The organism is Candidatus Pseudomonas auctus (genome assembly GCF_048654275.1).
GTDB classification, from domain to species: Bacteria; Pseudomonadota; Gammaproteobacteria; order Pseudomonadales; family Pseudomonadaceae; genus Aquipseudomonas; species Aquipseudomonas pharyngis.
The window spans coordinates 545592-560220 of sequence record NZ_JBJYZK010000001.1 but is presented as its reverse complement, the minus strand read 5'-3'; the positions used below and the strand labels follow the sequence as shown (position 1 = coordinate 560220).

Genomic DNA, 14629 nt, shown 5'->3' with positions numbered 1-14629 from the left:
GGGAACGATCATCCGTGTGTTTAGAACTGCCAGTTCAGGCTCAGGCCCACGCCGTGTTGTTTCTCGCGGCTGGCCAGTTGTCCGGTGTAATCGAGGTTGACCCGCACGTCGCGGGTCAGCGCCAGGCTGGCCTGCACGCCGACCAGGGCGGCGTCGCGCACCAGTGGCGAGCTTTCGACCGTGTACGGCGCGCTGCCGCTGGCGAAACGCAAATGCTGTTCGGATTCGATGTCGGTCAGGCTGTGCTGCCAGCCCAGATGACCGCTCACTTGCAGTTTCTGCGCGGACGGCAGGTCGAAGGTCTTGAGCGCCCGCACGCCGAGGGTGCTCAACACCGCGTCGCGCTGGTCGTCATTGCTTTTCAGCGCGGCGGCGTCGCCCTTCTCGGTGAAGCCGTCGGTGTCGAGATGCACGTAGGCCAGGTTGGCGAACGGCTCCAGGGCCAGCGGTTGCAGGTCCAGTCGATAAGCCGCTTCGCCGAACACCTGAGTGGTGGCGGCATCGACCTTGGCTTTCTGCTTGGCGCTGACGTTGCCGTACTGCAAGTCGCGCTTCACATCGGCGCGATGCCAGCTGTAAGCGGCGCCGGTGCTCAGGCGCCAGGCGCCGATGTCGTGACCGGCGTAGGCACCGAGGTGATAGCTGTCGACCTTGGCCGAGGAATGGGTGCCCGAGCCCATGCTCAGCGAACTGTCGCTGTAACCGGTGACCAGACCGATGCGGGTCTGCTCGTCCAGCGCTCCGTCGACACCGGCCAGCAGGCCGCCGATGGAGGTGCTGTAACCGGCGGTGTCGTGGCGAGAGTCGGTTGTGCCCCAGGCGCCGAGAGCTTTGATCCAGCCGTTGCTTTGCGTGGTTTGGGCGTCATGCAGGCGCTCGCCGATGGCGTCGCGCAGTTGGCGGCTGTCGTTGATCAGCACCGAACCGAGGGCCGGGTAGATTTCACCGCTCAACTGTTGAAAGGCTTGTTGCGCGTCACCGGCGTTGGCCGACAACAACAGGCTTTCGTACACGGAATTGCCCGCGCCCAGACCTTCGACGGCTGTGGCCACGGAGCGCTGATTCGGTGTCTGGCCGACGCTGGCGAACGATGTCGCGTTGCGCTCGACATTCAAGCCGATGCCGTTGCCGCTGTAGGCCAGGCTGCCACCGATGAACAGATAATCCGGCAGCACTGCACCGAACCGACCCTGAATGCCGCCCGCCGCTTGCAGAATGTTGTACTGCTGGCCGAGCAGGCTTCTGGCTTCGCTGGTGCTGAGCAGTGTCGGGCTGTTTTCCAGCGACAGGCTCACGGTGGCGCCGTTGATGGAGGCGATGCCGCCGGCGACGATGCGGTCGCTGCTGGTGGGAGACAACTCCACGGCGTAGGTCGAACCCGGCGCAAAGGTCACGTCACCGGCGACGTTCAACGTACCGATCGAATTGCCCGGTGCCACCCGGCCGCCGCTGTTGGCGGTCAGCGCGCCGATTCGCCCGGAACCGCCAAGAGTGCCGCCGTCATTGATGGTCACGGCCGATGTCAGCGAGCCGTTCACTGTCAGCAGACCGCCATTGACCGTGGTCGGCCCACGATACGTGTTGTCACCGGTCAGAATCAGTCGCCCGTCGCCGGATTTGATCAGGCTGCCCTGATATACCCGACCGGCCGCCGCTGCGTCACGGGCCATGCCCACGGCGTAGTCGGTCTGATCCTGCTGGCTGGCACCGGCCGGCACGCCGTTCTGCCAGCCCTTGCTTTGCAGGGTTTGCTGCCAGGCGCTGTGTTCGGCGAGGTCTTCGCTCTGGCGCTGGATCAGGGCTTTGTCGCTGATGTCATTGCTCCAGACATCGCTCTGCCCGGCCGCCAGATGGGCGTCGAACGCCCCGAGCAATTGCCCCGGCCCACGCATCGCCCGGTACAGGTTGGCCACGCCCCAGCCGACCCGTTCGGTGGGCGCGTCAGTCACCGAACCGTCGAGCTGGGTGGCGGTGGTCAGCAACACTTCGAGCGCCTGCTGATTATTCATGTACGGATAGCGCTCCATCACCAGCGCCAGTGCGCCGGTGGCGTGCGGCGCGGCCATCGAGGTGCCGGACTTGATCGCATAACCGCCGTCGGGAATGGTGCTGTCGATCTTCGCCCCCGGCGTGGTGATGCACCAGTACTTGGCAATGCCGCACTGGTTGTACTTCTGCTGATTGCTTTGATCGAGCCCGGAAACCGCCAGCCAGTGGCCTTCCAGATCCGGTTGAAAATACGGCAGCGCCGAACGCACGCTGGCATTCGGGTAGCCGCTGTTGCCGGCGCTGAACACATTGATCACGCCGCGACGGGAAACATCCGCCGCCGCATCCAGCCAGGTGCCTTTGTTCCAGTGCTGGGCGTAAGCGGCGTGCAGATCCGCGAGGGTTCGATAGCTGACATCCGGCGGTTGGCTGCCCCAGCTGTTGTTGATCGCCCGCACGCCGGCATCCGCCAGGGCGTCGTACACCGCTTTGAAGTAGCGCGGATCAGGGTTTGGGCCGAACAGGAAACTGTCGTTCTTGTTGGTGTTGCCGACGTAGATCTGCGCGTTGTACGCCACGCCATGCATGCCGGTGCCATCACGGGACGCGCCCATGGTGCCGACCACGTGGGTGCCGTGGGAATCGTTGTTCGGATTGAGGGTGCCGTTGACATTGAACAGCGTGCCGTCGATGTAACTGCCGCTGGCCAGTACCGGGTGATAACGGTCGCTGGCGAACTCGGGGTGGGCGGCGTCGAAACCGGAGTCCAGCGCGCCGACCTTCACGCCCTTGCCGGTGATGCCGGCGGCGTAGGCCTGATCGGCCTGCATCCGGCCCAGGCCCCAGTCACGCAGGAATTCGGCGCTGCGCCAACTGGCGGGATCGCCGGGTTTGCCGGCTTCGAGGTATTGGGCCTGAGCCTGGGTTGCCGACATCACAAGCAGCAGGGTGCCGACCGTGATCGGCTTGATGCATACGTCCATGTTCACCACTCACTTTTATTGTTTTATGCAGGTTGATTCTGCGGTGTTGCCCATTCCCCTCACCCCAGCCCTCTCCCCAAGGAGAGGGAGCTGATCGAGGTGTCTTGCGTCATACATCGACCTGAAAAACCGGGTCGATGCTGGATTCGGTGACGCCCGATCAGGTCGGTGTACCTCCAAAATATCCCCCGATCAGTCCCCTCTCCCTCCGGGAGAGGGTTAGGGTGAGGGCCGGTCTGAGCCATGCACATCAACGTCGAGCCACCCCAAACGCCTCATCCACCCGCGCCAGATCCTGTTCGCTCAAGGTGCCCGCGTAGTAATGCAATTTGGTCCAGGCCATAAGGTAGTCATAGCGTGCCTGGGCCAGGTCGCGGCGGGTGGTAAATAGTTGTTGCTCGGCGTTCAGCGCATCGAGATTGGTGCGCTCGCCACCGAGAATGCTTTGTTTGGTCGATACCACCAGCGCTTCGGCCGAGGCCAGGGCCTTTTGATAGGCGCGCAGCTTGTTGACCCCGGACAGGCAGGCGCTGAACTGACGACGCAATTCGATCAGCGTCTCGCGGGTCTTGCCGTCCAGTTCGTATTCGGCCTGTTCCATGGTGCGGCTGGCCTGACGGGTCGAGGCCGACACACCACCACCGGCGTACAACGGCACGCTGACTTCGAAACCGATGGTGTTGGTTTCGTAACGCTGGTTGTAGGTGTTGCCGCTTTCCGATTCGTTCTGGCGCATCGTGGCGTAAGCGCTGACTTTCGGCAGGTGCCCGGCGCGGTTGCGCTCGACTTCGTAACGCGCCACTTCCACCGCCTGACGCTGGGACGCCAGGTTCGGGTTGTTGCTGATCGCCAGTTCGTGCCAGGTGTCGTAGTTGGCCGGCATCAGGGCGAATGTCTGGAAGTTCTGATCCAGTGGCGCCAGATCACTGATGTCCACCGCCGGCACCCCTACCAATGCGCCCAGTTCCCGTAGCGCGGCGTCCTGCTCGTTGCGGGCCTCGATTTCCTCGGCGGTTGCCAGTTCATAACGCGACTCGGCTTCGAGGATATCGGTGCGAGTGCCCTCGCCTTGGCGGAACATGTGCTCGTTCTGCTGGAACTGCTGCTCGTACGCCTTCTTCTTGGCCAGCGCGATGTCGATCTGGTCCTGGGCAAACAAAGCCTTGGTGTAGTTATCCAATACGCGAACCAGCAGTTCCTGGCTCTTGCCGCGGAAGTTCTCGTCGGCAAACAGCGACTGGGCCACGCCCTTGCGATACGCCGCGTAGGCTTCGTAGTCGAGCAACGGTTGTTGCAAAGTCAGGCTCGAGCCGTAGCTGTTGTAATTACGCTCATCGGTGCGATTGCGCGCGCGTTCGTCGAGGGACGTGGCCTTCGACGAGTTGCGACCCTTGTTGTAGTTGTAACCCAGTTTCGGCAACAGACCGGCGCGGCCGATGGCGCGGTTTTCGAGGCCTGCATCGCGCTCCTTGATCGCGCCGAGGAACACCGGGTCATTGCGCAACGCCTGTTCGTAGATCTCGAACGGCCCCATGGCCGCCACTGCACTGTTGCCCGCGAGCAGCGCGAACGCTGCCGCCAGCATGGAAAGCTTATTCATACAGCCGAACATCCTTATTCTTCGGTCAACGCGGAACCGGCGCGGTCGAGCAGCGGCTTGAACAGGTAGTTGAGGAGCGAACGTTCGCCAGTGCGCACGAACATTTCCGCCGGCATGCCGGGTTTGATCACCAAGCCGTTGAGTTTTTCCATGGCCTGATCGCTGACGCTGCTGCGCAACACGTAGTACGGAACGCCGGTTTTCTCGTCGACCATCTGGTCGGCGGAAATCAGGCTGACTTCGCCGGGCACCCGTGGCGTCTTGCTCTGGTTGAACGCGGTGAACAGGATGTCGACCGGCAAGTGCGTGCCGACTTTGTCGATCAGGTTGATCGGCAGGTGCCCTTCGACTTCCAGGCGCGTGCCTTGCGGGACGATTTCCAGCAGGGTTTCGCCCTGACGCACCACGGCGCCTTCGGTGTGCACGCCGAGGTTGACGGCCACGCCATCAGCGGTGGCGAGGATTTCGCTGTGTTGCAGGTCGAAACCGGCGGAGGTCAGTTGCTCCGACAGCGTGACGCTTTTCAGTTGTGCGTCGGCCAGCTGGGTGCGGACCTCCTTCTGGTATTCCTCGCCGTGCTGTTGCAGTTTCAGCCGGGATTCAAGAATGCCCTGCTCCACCCGGCCGCTTTCACCGGTGTTCTCGGCCAATTGCTGCTGAACCTGCGACAGCTGACGCTGGTATTCCATCAGGCGGTTGCGTGGGATATAGCCGTTGTCGGCCAGCGGTTGCAGGTTGCTCAACTGCTGTTGCAGCGAGTCGGCCTGGGCGTTGAGGTCAGTACGGGCGCGGCGCATGCCCGCCAGCTGCGCGGTGGCGCCCTCGATGCTCGCGCGCAGGGCGGCCTGTTCGCGGGCAAACGCTTCGCGACGGCTGCTGAACAATTGCCGCTGACCTTCCAGCACCAGCGCCAGGCGCGGATCGGCGTTGTCGCTCAGTTCTGCCGGAAACGTCACTTGTTTGAGGTTGTCACGCTCGGCCTGCCAGCGCGCCAGGCTGGCCCAGGCCATGCGGTATTGCGCCTGAAGTGACTGCACGTCGGCGGCAACCTGGGTCTGGTCGAGTCGGAACAGTGGTTGGCCCTGCTTCACGATTTCACCTTCACGCACCAGAATCCGGCTGACCACGCCGCTGCTCATCGACTGCACGGCCTTGCGCTTGCCCGACACCACCACGGTGCCCTGCACCGGAATGCCCTGATCCAGCGGCGCCAATGCCGCCCAGGTGAAGAAGCTGCCGGCGCCGACCAGCGCCAGAATCCAGCCCATGCGGGCGAAAAATCTGGCGTCGCGTTCAGGGCGCTCGGTGATGTAGTCGTGTTCCATCGTGGCTTCGTTTTGCGTGTTCATGCTCGCGCTGCTCATACACCCGAATTCCTTGTCGTCGGCTGATACTGGCGGCTCATGCTGAGCCCGGCCGGTGCTTGCGCAGGTTTTTCGTTTGGTTGTGGCGGGTTGCCGGGCTGGTTACCGGACAGTGCCTTGAGCACATCATGGCTCGGGCCGAAGGCCTGCAGACGGCCGTCGTTGAGTACCAGCAGCTTGTCGGCCTGAGCCAGTACCGAAGAACGGTGGGTGACCAGTACCACGGTGGTGCCCTGGGCCTTGAGCTGCACGATCGCGCTGGACAACGCGGCTTCGCCGACGGTGTCGAGGTTGGAATTCGGCTCATCCAGCACTACCAGGCTCGGGTTGCCGTACAGCGCACGGGCCAGTGCCACACGCTGTTTCTGGCCGCCGGACAAACCGCTGCCGTCCTCGCCCAATTGCGTGTCGTAGCCTTGTGGCATGCGCAGGATCAGTTCGTGCACGCCGGCCTGTTGCGCGGCAGCCACGACCTTTTGCGGGTCAGCTTCACTGAAGCGGGCAATGTTCTCGGCGATGCTGCCGCTGAACAGCTCGATGTCCTGCGGCAGATAGCCGATGTATGGGCCGAGCTGATCGCGGTTCCAACGGTGGATGTCGGCGCCGTCCAGACGCACCGTGCCACCAAGGGCCGGCCATACGCCGACCAGCACACGCGCCAGGGTCGATTTTCCGGAACCGGAGGCACCGAGCACGCCCAGCACTTCACCGGCCGCCAGGTTGAAGTTGACCATGTGCAGGGTCGCGGAGCGTTGACCCGGAGGGCCGGCGCTGACTTGTTCAAAGGTGATCTGGCCTTTCGGCGCCGGCAGCGCCATGGCGTCATCGCTCGGCGGGAAAGCTTGCAGCAACGCATCGAGGCGACGGTAAGCCAGCTTCGCCCCGCTCCACTGCTTCCACACGGCAATCAACTGGTCGATCGGGCTCAAAACCCGCCCCATCAGGATGGAGCCGGCGATCATCATCCCGGCGGTCATGTCGCCCTTGATCACCAACAGTGCGCCGAGGCCCAGCACCAGCGATTGCAGGCACAGACGCAAGGTTTTGCTCAGCGAGCTGATCACCGCGCCAGTGTCGCTGGCCTGATTCTGCAGGCCGAGGAAGCGCGAGTGCACCTGGAACCAGCGCTTGCGCAAGGCGCCCAGCATGCCCATGGCTTGAATGGTTTCGGCGTTGTGCAGGTGGCTGGTGGCCAATTGGCTGGATTTCTGCGAATAACCGGCGGCTTCGCCCAGCGGCTTCTTGGTCATGTATTCGTTCAGGCACGCCAGCGCGATCAGCAGCAGCGCTCCCGCTGTGGCCAGCACGCCGAGCCAGACGTTGAACAGGTAAATCACAAACAGATAAACCGGGAACCACGGCGCATCGAAGAACGCGAACAGCGCAGGCCCGGTGACGAATTGGCGAATGTGGGTCAGGTCGCCCAGGGACTGCCCGGCGTTGCCCTCGCCCTTGAACAGGTTACGTTCGAAAGCTGCCTGATAGACCCGCAGATTGAAACGGCGCTCGAGCTGGCTGCCGATGCGGATCACGATAAAGCTGCGCACCACTTCCAGCAGGCCGATAAACGCGAAGAAACCGACGACCATCAGCGACAGCATCGCCAGGGTAGTTTCGTTCTGCGAAGACAGCACCCGGTCGTAGACCTGGAGCATATATATGGAAGGCACCAGCATCAGCACGTTAATCAGTGCGGTAAAGCATCCGACGCTGATCAGAATGCTTTTATAGTCACCCAATGCCTTGAATAAGGGAGCGGTGGCTTGGGCCTTCGCCATCTTCATTGATTATTCCTGAAATGGTATTTCCCGCCCTGCTTGGCGAGACTTCAAATTAATTGCTCGCCATGAGAGCGAGACATACACCGCCAGCATTTGCTTACACTTCAATAACAACTTCCCCGATTAAAACCGGCCTCCGTGTTATTGCACTGCGGCTTATAACTGTAACGGGGTGCTTTATATTTAAACTGTCAGTCGGTTTTGGTCATCAAGGTTGCTGTACAGCACGCTTGAGTGTAATCACCAGGCCCGACTTCAAAGTGCTCAGATAAAGCCCATCACGTTGTCGGCTGAAAAACTGGATTCTTGAGCCCTCCTTGCCAGTGATCGACAGACCGTCAGGATCGGGGAACCAGCCGATGGCCGCGTCCTGCAACCACGCGCTCAGGCAATCGGCACCTTTGCCCAGCGTCTGGTTGGCTTCAAGGTCGATCAGGCAAGTGTTCGACGGTTTGTCCTGCAAAGCCTGGGCCTCTGGAGCGTCGTTGCGGTCGCTCAGGGTCGCTTGCCACTGCCCGGCAAATACCGATGGGTCTTCGAGTCTCAGGCTGCTTGCCATGGTTGTTTCTCCGGAAATCATCATCAGCATCGGCAACAGATACGCCGCCGCTTTGCGGGTAAAAGCGAATTGGATCATAGGAAATTTCACTCCGGCACGTAGCCTTGCTTACCGGTCACGGCGATGCAAGTGAAGAAAGCGGCGCATGACGCGCCGCTTTCCCGTGTTACATCACGCCACGATGTCGCTGGTGGCTGCCTGGCCAACGGTGCTGACCTGGAAATCAGCCACGCCGTGACCGGAGAAGTCCACTGACAGCAGGCTGTTGCCGCCCGAGGACGTCAGAACCGCATCACCCGCCGCGCCGGTGAAGGCGCTGACGAAGTGCAGGCCGGCGCCCTTGGTGATACCGGTCAGGTCGATTTTGTCGAGACCGCTGACGAAATCGAGGATCTGATCGATCGCACCCGGCTTGGAGTCGGAGCTGGCTGCGAACACAAAGGTGTCCGAACCCGCGCCGCCCCACAGCTTGTCGGCGCCACCGCCACCCCAGATGATGTCGTTACCGGCACCGCCCTTGAGCTCGTTGGCCGCGCTGTTGCCGATCAGCAGGTCGTTGCCCGAACCGCCGATCGCGTTCTCGATGGTGACGCCCTTGGCGATGGACACGTTGCCCACCAGGCCGCCAACGTCGGAGAACGAGGCTTCATTGAGGTTGATCTTCTGGTTCTGGGTGAAGCCCGAGAAGTCGAAGGTGTCCTTGCCGCCCGCATCCCACACCGAGAACACCAGCTTGTCGGCCGACGACGAGGCGCTGAGGAAATCGCGACCGGCGTTGGAGTTGAAGCCGTAGGTGGTATCACCGGTTCGGGTGGTCATGTTGGCGCCGTAGAGCTTCTGGATCGCTGCGATGTCATCCATCAGCGGACCGGAGGAATAGGCTTCCACGCCGCCCTTGCTGAAGTTCTGGCTGGTGTTGCTTTCGCTCCAGTAGCTCATGACGCTGTAGCCGCGGGTGTCTTGCCCGTAGGTCGCGTCGTTGTAGGTCGGGTTGCCGTTGCCGGCGTTGTAGTCGCCCGGGTGCGCCAGGCCAAGCGTGTGGCCGATTTCGTGGGTCAGGGTCTGACGGCCGTAGTTGTTCAGGTCCGGGGTCTTGTTCTGCGTGTAACCGCTGTTGATCAAGTACCACGAAGTGCCGTCGTAACCCGGACCGGTGCCCGGCAGGTACGCGAACGCTGCTGCGCCGTCCACGCCACCGCTGTAGTTGGCGAAGGTCATGTGGCCATCACCGCCCGAGGCTTTCTCGGTGAAGGTCACGTTGGCCACGTCGGCCCAGGATTGCATGGCGAGCACGGCCTGGGCTTTCTGTTGAGCACTGAACTGACTGAACCCGGTGATCCCGTGCTTGTTCATCGTGCTGGACGATACCGAAGTCAGGAACGTGTAGGTAAGTTCGATCTTGCCGCTGCCATCCTTGTCCTGGTAGGCAGCGCCGTCGCGCAGCAACTGGGTTGCGGCCTGGTCGACGGAAAAGGAGGGTTTGCCATTGACCGTGAGGTTACCGCCACGATCGTACTGATGGCTGAAGCTATTGATCTGGTTATACGCCGTGCTGGTCGCTGCCAGAGGTTGCGGCGCCGCGTTCAGCTCAAAAGCCTGTTCGGCGGTATCAATAGCGTTAGCTTTTACTTTCGACATAAACACACTTCCTTGTTTAGCAATGGAACAGTTTTTGTCCGATAGCGACAACCTCTGGCGAGATTGTCCTATCACTCGCCCAATGAAGGCGTAAGAAACCTGACACAATTTGAAATCTGTCGTCTAGCATTTTTTCGAGATCAAATTGAACTGTTCCGGGAAACTCCCGTAAACAAAGCACGTGCCGCCGAAAGAAGTTTGAAAGTGTGGTGAGGCTGCCTAATTGTCTGACGATTTCTTATTTAAATATTAAATATCGGTAAGTTGTTTTTTGTTAGCAGCGTCTCACTTTGCTGCACTTTACCGATGCAATGCCAGTGGTTTGATATCAAGTTGATCCAACAGAACATAGTCAGGCGAGGGCTGTGCCGCCCTCGCCTTTTTTCCTTCAGCTACCGGTACGAATCTTGTTCCACACCCGCGTGCGGATCCGGTCGATGTTCAGCGGCATCGCTTCCAGTGCGAACAGCTTGCCCATCATTTCCGGGCTCGGATAAACCTTGGTGTCGTTCTTGATCGCCGGGTCGATCAGGCTGTCGGCCTGTTCGTTGCCATTGGCGTAGTGCACGTAGTTGCTGATGCCGGCCATCACGTCGGGCTGCAGCAGGTAGTTCATGAACGCATAGCCGGCCTTCTCGTCCGGTGCGTCGGCGGGCATGGCGACCATGTCGAACCAGATGGCGGCACCTTCCTTGGGAATTTCGTAGCCGATGTCGATGCCGTTCTTCGCCTCTTTGGCGCGGTTTTCCGCTTGGAGGATGTCGCCGGAGAAACCGACAGCTACGCAGATGTCGCCATTGGCCAGATCGCTGGTGTATTTCGAGGAATGGAAATAGCTGACATACGGCCGCACTTTCATCAGCAGCGCTTCAGCTTTCTTGTAGTCCTCGGGATTCTTGCTGTGGTGCGGCAGCCCCAGGTAATTGAGCGCCGCCGGCAACAGTTCCGGGCCGTTGTCGAGGATTGCCACACCGCATTTCTGCAGTTTTTCCATGTATTCGGGTTTGAAAATCAGATCCCAAGAGTCCACCGGCGCGTTGTCACCCAGCACGGCCTTGACCTTGGCGATGTTGTAGCCGATGCCGGTGCTGCCCCACAGGTACGGAAAGCCGTGTTCGTTGCCCGGGTCGTTGGTCTGCAAAGCCTTGAGCAACACCGGGTTGAGGTTCTTCCAGTTGGGCAACTGGCTCTTGTCGAGCTTCTTCAGCGCCCCGCCTTCGATCTGCCGCGCCATGAAGTGGTTGGAGGGAAACACCACGTCGTAACCGGATTTGCCGGTCATCAGCTTGCCGTCGAGGGTTTCGTTGCTGTCGTAGACGTCATAGATGACGCCGATGCCGCTGGCCTTTTCGAAGTTCTTGGTGGTGTCAGGCGCGATGTAGTCGGACCAGTTGTAAACCTTGACCGTATCCGCCGCCTGAGCGAGGGAAACGGCGAGCATCAAGGGTGCGAGCGCGAGGGTCTTTCGGATCATGGATCGATTCCTGTATTGGCTATTGTTGTTGGCAGGCAATCAAAAGGATCAAAACGTCAGAAAATCAGGACATAGGTCTTGCGTACGGTTTCCTGGATGTCCCAGATCCCGAGCGTATTGGCCGGCAACATCAGTGCGTCGCCACCTTGTATGTGCAGGGTTTCGCCGCCGTCGTCCGGGGTGAACGTGCAGCGACCGGAAATGAAATGGCAGAACTCTTGAGCAGTGATCTGCCGGCGCCAGCGACCTGGGGTGCATTCCCAGACGCCGGTTTCGACGCCGTCGTCGCGCTCGACGCTGGTGGTCGAGGCAATCGCCACTGGCGTGCCGAGCGGCACGGCCACCGGGTTGGACTCATCCAGTTGCAACGTGGCGGTGTTCTTGAATTGGGTGATGCTCATGGCGTTACCTGTCTGGTAGTAAACAACGTTTAGTGCATGAAACCTTCCATGAACCCGGCCACCTGGCTGGCAAGCTTGCGCCGCCAGGGCGCGGTCGCCGGGTTGGCCAGGGTCTGGTCTTCGTGGACGAAGCTTTTGATGATCGCGTTGTAGCCGAGCCAGCGGCATGGCTCCGGCTCCCAGGCCCGCAGTGCGTGGATCCCGCCATCGGGCAGCACCCATGGTTGATGCGTCAGCTCGGTGTCGCGCTCGAGAATCAGATCCGCAAGCGTCCGCCCGCCCAAGTTGGAAGCGCCGACACCCTCCCCGCCATAGCCGCCGGACAGCGCGATGCCGTTGGACCGATCGCAGAGCATGTGCGGTTTGAAATGCCGGGACATCCCGAGGTTGCCGCCCCAGGCGTGGGTGATCTGTACGTTTTTCAGTTGTGGGAACAGTTCGCCGAACAGGTAGCGCCGCAGTTCGACTTCATCGCGTGTCAGGTCGAAGTTATGCCGCAGTTGGCCGGCGAATTGATAACCGCCACGGGCGCCGAAGATCAGGCGGTTGTCGGCGCTACGCTGGCCGTAAGTGACCTGACGGCTGAACTCGCTGAAAGCCTGGCCCCGACTGAGGCCGATTGCATCCCAGGTCGAAGCGGGCAACGGCTCGGTGGCGACGATCAGGCTTTGCACCGGCAATTGATAACGACCCAGCGGTGGCAGCGTGACGGAATAGCCTTCGATGGCCGGAACGATCCAGCGACTGCGCACACTGGCGTTGTCGGTCCGCAGGCTGCCGGCCTGCCAATGGGTCACCGGGCTGTTTTCGTAAATCTTCACCCCCAGGCCTTCGACGGCTCGCGCTAGACCGCGCACCAGTTTCGCCGGGTGAATGGTCGCCACATGCGGGGCGAAGATGGCGCCGTAGGGCTTGGCGATGCGCAGCTGCTGCGCCAGTTGTTCGGGGCTGAGCCAACGGTAATCGTCGTCGGTCAGGCCCTGGGCGTGGAGCTTTTTCAGGTAGTCGCGAAGATTGGCTTCCTGCTCGGGATAGCGCGCGGCGCAATACAGCACTCCGCCCTTACGGTAGTCGCAGTCGATGCCTTCGCGTTCCAGGACGATTTCTACTTCATCGGGAATGCTGTGCAACAGGTCGAACGAAGCGCGGCGTTGTTGCGGTGACAGGCCCGCCAGCAAACGATCCTCGCCCAGCAGATTGCCCATCAACCAGCCGCCGTTGCGACCGGACGCGCCGAACCCGGCGGTTTGCGCTTCGATGATGGCAATGTTCAGGCTCGGCGCCTGTTGTTTCAGGTAGTACGCGGTCCACAGTCCGGTGTAACCGGCGCCGATGATCGCCACATCGACATCCAGGTCCTGCGCAAGCGACGGGCGCGCGGTCAGCGGCTCGTCGAGTTGGTCCATCCACAAACTGATAGTGCGCCACGCCGGCATGCAAGACTCCGCCAATCCAGGTTTCGATGGCGTCGATCCTAGTGGCTGGACTCAGGGATTGTCTTGCGCGCGTGTCCGCAAAGAAATTTGCTTCGCATAAGCTTTCGGCGATTGCCCGGTGTGCTGGCGAAAGCAGCTATAGAAAGCCGACAGTGAATTGAACCCCGCGGCAAACGCCAGTTCGTCGATACGCAGTGGCGGCGTAGCGTTGTCCAGTGACTGCAATAGATGTTGCAGACGCGCCTGATTGACGTAGCGGTAGAAGCTTTGCCCCAGCACCTGATTCAGCAAATAGGAAATCTGGTTGCGGCTGTACCCGCACTCCTTCGCCACCCGTTGCAGGTCGAGCTCCGGATCGAGATACGGTTGCTGGCGCTGGAAATACTGCTGCAAGTCATCGGCCATGAAGCTCAACTGGCGCGGCGACAGGCCCAGGCGACTCACCGCCGGACGCTGGCGGGTTGTCGTCGGACTTTCAGCCTGTTCGCGCACCAACGATGCATATTCGTTGACCCGCCAGATCCGCCCGTCCTTGACCGTGATCGCTTCACTGGAACGAAACGACACCAGTCCGTTACCGCCGCGTAACGTCACTTCGTATTGAATGAAGGCGGTGTTGCCGTCGATACGGATGCGGTCGCAATGCTCCAGCGCTTCGTCGGACTCGCGTGGCATGCTGACCCGGACGTATTCGCGCAGTTCGTCGAGTCCGAGCACGCGGTTCTGGAAAAAATCGTTGTACTGGATGTCCGGGTGGTACAGCGCCATCACGCCATCCAGGTCCCGGTGTTTCCAGCACAGGTGATAGCGCATGACCGTCTCGGCCGTAGCCTGGCTCTGATCCGGGCCGTCATCATCGGCGTGCATAAGAGACTCTTGGAAAAAGAACCGAGCTTGCCCAACTTCCGGCGCTGCTTCAACAACCGGTGGTGATGGCATTTTGGCGACGATTGGGGTGGACCGTGACTTACATCAAAAGAATCCTCGCAATCGCTAAATGAACTGAAAATTCTCACAGGAATTTCACATTCAGATGCTACTTTTAAAGGCAGTCACCGGTTGAGCCAATGAAGGCTCTTCCCACCTACCATGAGCAAACGGAAGCGCTCGATGAAGAAGGCGGGCAACACATGATCAAAGGGACAAGCAAAGTCACGTTCCCCAATGCCTGCCAGCTGATGCGCTGGCATTTTCATCCCATGGGTTTCGAGGCGACCATGGATGCGCCTGGCAGTCTGGTCGCTCGCCTGTTCGATCGGGCCAGCGGCGAAACCTTGATTGCCATCGCCGGCATCCCCTGTGCCACGGTGATGAACGCGGCGGATGTGGAGCGAATAATCGAAGCCGTCGAGGACGAACTGGAGGCTTTCATTCCTCCGAAATCTCTCAAGAGTTACGCGTAAC

The 14629-nt window shown here is 60.8% G+C and carries 11 protein-coding genes; 1 reads left to right on the top strand and 10 read right to left on the bottom strand.

Translation table 11 applies throughout. The features are described from left to right. Positions 1–20 precede the first annotated feature (20 nt). From eprS to ACKUG4_RS02485, 10 genes are all read right to left on the bottom strand, one after another. On the bottom strand, positions 21–2972 hold the full coding sequence (eprS, locus tag ACKUG4_RS02530) for an autotransporter serine peptidase EprS (RefSeq protein ID WP_445433339.1): 2952 nt from the start codon (positions 2970–2972) through the stop codon (positions 21–23). 250 nt (positions 2973–3222) lie between these two features. Further along, positions 3223–4584, bottom strand: a complete 1362-nt coding sequence (locus ACKUG4_RS02525) for a TolC family outer membrane protein (protein WP_163975170.1) — start codon at positions 4582–4584, stop codon at positions 3223–3225. 2 nt (positions 4585–4586) lie between these two features. Then, a complete protein-coding gene (locus ACKUG4_RS02520) occupies positions 4587–5936 on the bottom strand; it encodes an HlyD family type I secretion periplasmic adaptor subunit (RefSeq protein WP_039768319.1) in 1350 nt (449 codons plus the stop codon). Beyond that, on the bottom strand, positions 5933–7720 hold the full coding sequence (locus ACKUG4_RS02515; RefSeq protein WP_064596529.1) for a type I secretion system permease/ATPase: 1788 nt from the start codon (positions 7718–7720) through the stop codon (positions 5933–5935). The genes ACKUG4_RS02520 and ACKUG4_RS02515 overlap by 4 nt, the downstream gene beginning before the upstream one ends. 205 nt (positions 7721–7925) lie before the next feature. Next, on the bottom strand, positions 7926–8354 hold the full coding sequence (locus tag ACKUG4_RS02510) for an AprI/Inh family metalloprotease inhibitor (RefSeq protein WP_236188112.1): 429 nt from the start codon (positions 8352–8354) through the stop codon (positions 7926–7928). Positions 8355–8447: 93 nt separating this feature from the next. Continuing rightward, complete coding sequence (locus tag ACKUG4_RS02505; protein ID WP_064596527.1) at positions 8448–9914, bottom strand: serralysin family metalloprotease; 1467 nt, start codon at positions 9912–9914, stop codon at positions 8448–8450. Positions 9915–10302: 388 nt separating this feature from the next. After that, on the bottom strand, positions 10303–11388 hold the full coding sequence (locus ACKUG4_RS02500; RefSeq protein WP_445433338.1) for a polyamine ABC transporter substrate-binding protein: 1086 nt from the start codon (positions 11386–11388) through the stop codon (positions 10303–10305). Between the two features lie 56 nt (positions 11389–11444). Then, on the bottom strand, positions 11445–11789 hold the full coding sequence (locus tag ACKUG4_RS02495; RefSeq protein WP_064596520.1) for a cupin domain-containing protein: 345 nt from the start codon (positions 11787–11789) through the stop codon (positions 11445–11447). Positions 11790–11818: 29 nt separating this feature from the next. Continuing rightward, positions 11819–13225, bottom strand: coding sequence for an NAD(P)/FAD-dependent oxidoreductase (locus ACKUG4_RS02490; protein WP_445433337.1), 1407 nt, complete (start codon positions 13223–13225; stop codon positions 11819–11821). Positions 13226–13276: 51 nt separating this feature from the next. Beyond that, positions 13277–14092: a helix-turn-helix domain-containing protein gene (locus ACKUG4_RS02485; protein ID WP_085646534.1), complete on the bottom strand. Its 816-nt coding sequence runs from the start codon at positions 14090–14092 to the stop codon at positions 13277–13279. A 263-nt stretch (positions 14093–14355) separates the two neighbouring features. On the opposite strand from ACKUG4_RS02485, the gene ACKUG4_RS02480 reads away from it, so the two are divergent. Then, positions 14356–14628: a DUF1652 domain-containing protein gene (locus tag ACKUG4_RS02480; RefSeq protein ID WP_445433479.1), complete on the top strand. Its 273-nt coding sequence runs from the start codon at positions 14356–14358 to the stop codon at positions 14626–14628. Position 14629 lies beyond the last annotated feature (1 nt).